The sequence below is a fragment of the Bradyrhizobium sp. genome, from assembly GCF_016462955.1.
Classification (GTDB): Bacteria; Pseudomonadota; Alphaproteobacteria; order Rhizobiales; family Xanthobacteraceae; genus Bradyrhizobium.
In genome coordinates this window covers 1-3990 of sequence record NZ_JAEMSD010000571.1, presented here as the reverse complement: position 1 = coordinate 3990, position 3990 = coordinate 1, and the positions used below count along the sequence as shown (strand labels likewise).

5 protein-coding genes are annotated in these 3990 nt (G+C 62.6%); 3 read left to right on the top strand and 2 right to left on the bottom strand.

Translation table 11 applies throughout. The features are described 5' to 3' along the window. A partial coding sequence (locus JHD07_RS34630; RefSeq protein ID WP_291630339.1) for a branched-chain amino acid ABC transporter permease occupies window positions 1–672 on the bottom strand: 672 nt, incomplete at its 3' end. A gap of 418 nt (window positions 673–1090) precedes the next feature. Between JHD07_RS34630 and JHD07_RS34625 the strand changes: the two genes are divergently transcribed. Further along, window positions 1091–1267, top strand: coding sequence for a hypothetical protein (locus JHD07_RS34625; protein WP_291630337.1), 177 nt, complete (start codon window positions 1091–1093; stop codon window positions 1265–1267). Window positions 1268–1421: 154 nt separating this feature from the next. Here the strand turns inward: JHD07_RS34625 and JHD07_RS34620 are convergent, their stop codons facing one another. Next, the gene (locus tag JHD07_RS34620; protein ID WP_291630335.1) at window positions 1422–1634 is read right to left on the bottom strand and encodes a hypothetical protein; all 213 of its coding nucleotides are present in this window, start codon (window positions 1632–1634) and stop codon (window positions 1422–1424) included. Window positions 1635–1942: 308 nt separating this feature from the next. Here JHD07_RS34620 and kaiC point away from each other — a divergent pair, with 308 nt between their 5' ends. Both kaiC and JHD07_RS34610 read left to right on the top strand, forming a co-directional pair. Further along, window positions 1943–3634 carry a circadian clock protein KaiC gene (gene kaiC / locus JHD07_RS34615; protein WP_291630333.1) on the top strand — a complete coding sequence of 564 codons (1692 nt, stop codon included), beginning with the start codon at window positions 1943–1945 and terminating at the stop codon, window positions 3632–3634. Between the two features lie 9 nt (window positions 3635–3643). Next, window positions 3644–3931: a circadian clock KaiB family protein gene (locus JHD07_RS34610; protein WP_291630331.1), complete on the top strand. Its 288-nt coding sequence runs from the start codon at window positions 3644–3646 to the stop codon at window positions 3929–3931. Window positions 3932–3990: the final 59 nt, after the last annotated feature.

Sequence of the window (3990 nt, the reverse complement as noted above, 5' to 3'; positions counted from 1 at the left end):
GATCAGGATGTTCTCGCCCATGCCGATCTGCACGGTGAGGATCGGCGCCTGCATCAAACCGGCAAGGCCTGCGAGCGCCGCGCCAAGCCCGAACACCAGCGTGTAGAGCAGCTTGATGTTGATGCCGAGCGCACCGATCATCTCGCGGTTGGAGGCGCCGGCCCGGATCAGCATGCCGATGCGGGTGCGCATCACGCCGAGATAGAGCAACAGCGCGACCAGCAAAGCCACCACGATGATGGCGAGGCGATAGGCGGGATAGTGAATGCCGGGCAGGATGGGTACCGGCACGGTGAGCCAGGCTGGCAGCGGCAGCGCGAGGCCCGCTGGGCCCCAGATCAGCCGCACGGCCTCGTTGAAGAACAGGATCAGGCCGAAGGTCGCGAGCACGTGGTCGAGATGGTCGCGGCCATAGAGATGCCGCAGCGCGCTGACCTCCAGCACGATGCCGAGCACCAGCGTCGCCCCCAGCGCCAGCAGCGCGCCGAGCAGGAAGCTGCCGGTCCACGCGGCGAAGGTCGCGGCGAAATAGGCGCCCATCATGTAGAGCGAGCCGTGCGCGAGGTTGACGAGATCCATGATCCCGAACACCAGGGTCAGGCCAGCGGCGAGCAGGAACAGCAGCAGGCCGAACTGCAGACCGTTCAAGAACTGTTCGACGACGAGCAGCATCAGGACTCTTTCAGGCGCATACGCACGCGTGCCGATGTTCGAACACTGTCGCCATCAGTGAAAGAGCTCCCCCTGCCTGTTCAAGGCCGAAAAATGGGTAATGGCAGTATCGTTCCGAGGCAAGAGCGATTCGACACCAAACATGCACTTTGTTGCATGCGGGCGCATGCGACCGAGACGCGCCTCGCAATGCAAAAATGCTGCCGCGCCGGCTGGGGCAACCTGCCGCAGCCAAATGATCCCTTCTTGCCGCATGCCGCGGGGCAGTCGGATATGACCCGCGCAGGCGGGGCACGATCGTCTCCACATCGTCATGGCCGGGCTTGTCCCGGCCATCCTCTGCTCCGAAAGTTCAATCTACTTGTGGAAGAAGTGACCTCGGGCTACACCTCAACGTGTCCGAAGCGGGAAAGCCACGATGCAAGACGAGGACATCGCTCTCAACAGCGTACTCGGCCTGGAATTGAACCGCGTGTTTTTTGCCGTCCACGAATCGGCGAATAAGCAGAAAATCATCGAGTTTGCGCGCAAGGTGCTGCACGGTGAGCGCGCTGAGCTGACCGAAAGCGCATTGCCCGAGGGACCGGCAAGCTAAGCGGAGCCACGCGGCGTGCCATTGCCGTCGGCGAGCTACTCCACATGCCGTTTCAATCGTGACGCATGCAGTCGGTGGATCTCACCGGACGACGCCAATCACTCGTTCTTGGACACGCCACTACTGAGCGAATTGGAAGGTGGGTTGCCTTCCGCTAATCAGGCGATCGGCTCTTGAGGTCCATCAACGCACGGCGGCCAACCGACGTCAGCCCCTCCAACGCCGTCATACCGGACCGGGCCGCTTCCATCAGCCGCGCAGCAACCAGCTTCCGGCTCTCATGGTCGCCGCCATGCCTGACGTGACTGAAAGCCGCATCGAGTGCCGCATCCAGCATGGTTTGCATGCGGCCCTCAAACTCGCTCATCCTTGTTGCTGCCCCTCCATGCTCCGAGCCAAGTTATGGACCGGCGCGGTAAAATCGTATGTTCACAAGTGAACTTACGGCGAATGGCTGGGATCAGCGGGGAGATCGACGACCGCGCGATCACAGTGCCCGGACCCGCCGGCCGTGTGACCGGCAGCCCAGCCACATGCAGACGGCAAGCGTTGAGCGGGCGAGACAACAGAGATGGACGAAGTTTGTTCCAATAGCGCCGCGACGAAATTGCATGGGCTTCCTCTATGCGGTTCGCCGTTCTTTGCGTAGAAAATGCCGGGAACCAGGACTGGGGCATGACTGACGGCATCACGAAATCTGCAACCGGCATCGAAGGCTTCGACGATCTGACACTTGGTGGGCTCCCCACCGGCCGGCCGACATTGGTCTGCGGCTCAGCCGGTTGCGGCAAGACATTGTTCGCTTCGACATTCCTCTTCAACGGCGCGCGGCTCCACGACGAGCCTGGGGTCTTCGTGACGTTCGAGGAGCGGCCCGTCGACATCGTCGCCAACGTTGAATCGCTTGGCTTCGATCTACAAGGATTGATCGATCAGTCGCGAATTCACATCGAGCACATCGAGATCGATCCATCAGAGGTCGCTGAAATCGGCGACTATGATCTCGAAGCCCTTTTCCTGCGGCTCGAATTCGCCGTCGACCAGATCGGCGCCAAGCGCATCGTGCTCGACACGATCGAAAGCCTGTTCTCGGCGTTTTCCAACCCTGCAATCCTGCGTGCCGAGATCCGTCGCCTGTTCGACTGGCTCAAGCAGAAGGGCCTGACCGCGGTCATCACCGGCGAGCGCGGCGACGGCACCCTGACACGTCAGGGCCTCGAGGAATACGTCTCCGACTGCGTGATCCTGCTCGATCACCGGGTGGAGAACCAGATCTCGACGCGGCGCCTGCGCATCGTCAAATATCGCGGGACCGCCCACGGCACCAACGAATATCCGTTCCTGATCGACGAGGACGGATTCAGCGTTCTGCCCGTGTCCTCGCTCGGCCTCGGCCACATGGTCTTCGACGATCGCATCTCGACCGGCGTGCCCGACCTCGACGCCATGCTGACCGGCGGCGGCTTCCATCGCGGCAGCAGCATCCTGCTCACCGGCGTCGCCGGCGCGGGCAAGAGCTCGCTCGCCTGCATGATGGCGGACGCCGCCTGCCAACGCGGCGAGCGCGCCCTGTATCTGTCGTTCGAAGAAGCCGAGGCGCAGACCGTCCGCAATATGAAGTCGATCGGCACCGACCTCGGCAAATGGCTGAAGAACGGTCAGATGCGCTATATCGCCGCGCGCCCAACCTTCTATTCGCTCGAAATGCACCTTGCGATTATGCTGCGCGAGATCAACAGGTTCAAGCCGCAGCTGGTCGTGCTCGACCCGATCTCCGCCTTCACCGGCTCGGCCGACATCGCCGAGGTGCAGGCGATGTTGCTGCGCATCGTTGATTACCTCAAATCCAACGGCATCACCGCCGTTTTTACCCATCTGGCGAGCGTCCAGCAGGCGGAAACCGACGCCGGCCTGTCGTCGCTCATGGACGGCTGGATCCTTCTGCTGAACCGCGAGGCGAGCGGCGAGTTCAACCGCGAGCTCTATCTGCTGAAGGCGCGCGGCATCGCCCATTCCAACCAGGTCCGCGAGTTCGTGATGTCGAGCGACGGCATTCACCTGCTGGAGCCCTATCTCGGCGAAGGCGGCGCTCTGACCGGTTCGGCCCGCCGAAACGAGGAAGCGCGGGCCCGGCGCGCGGAGATGAACAGGCGGGCCGAGGTCACGCGCCTGCAGGACCAGGTGACGCAGCGACGGCGACGCGCCCTCGCTCAGATCGAGGCGCTCCAGGCCGACATCGATGCCGACGAGGCTGAACTCAACCGCCTCGTTTCGGCCGAAACACAGCACCTCCAACAGAGCCGGGACGACGCCGCAGCAATCGCGCGGGGACGGGGAATGGACATTCCTCCCGGCAAGACGAGATAGGACTGAACCATGTCCCAAGCAGGCAACGACCCCGTGAAGCTCGTCCTCTACGTCGCCGGCGAGACACCGAAATCGCTCGCCGCGATCCGCAATCTCGAAAAGATCTGCTCCGAGCACCTCGCCGGCAAGTACAAGGTCGAGGTCGTCGACCTCAAGAAGCAGCCGCAACTGGCCCGGGAGCACGGCATTGTCGCGATCCCGACCCTTGTGAAGGAGCTTCCGGTGCCCATCCGCAAGATCATCGGGGACCTTTCCGACACCCAGAAGGTTCTCGTTCATCTGTCGGTTGAGGAATGATGTCGGTGGTATCGCTCGCATCCGCGTTGACCCGGGACGAACTCGAAGCCCGTCTCTAT

Bases quoted from the DNA above. Each gene is read 5' to 3' on its own strand.
- JHD07_RS34625 (WP_291630337.1), top strand. From the start codon at position 1,091: ATGCAAGACGAGGACATCGCTCTCAACAGCGTACTCGGCCTGGAATTG.
- JHD07_RS34620 (WP_291630335.1), bottom strand. From the start codon at position 1,634: ATGAGCGAGTTTGAGGGCCGCATGCAAACCATGCTGGATGCGGCACTC.
- kaiC (WP_291630333.1), top strand. From the start codon at position 1,943: ATGACTGACGGCATCACGAAATCTGCAACCGGCATCGAAGGCTTCGAC.
- JHD07_RS34610 (WP_291630331.1), top strand. From the start codon at position 3,644: ATGTCCCAAGCAGGCAACGACCCCGTGAAGCTCGTCCTCTACGTCGCC.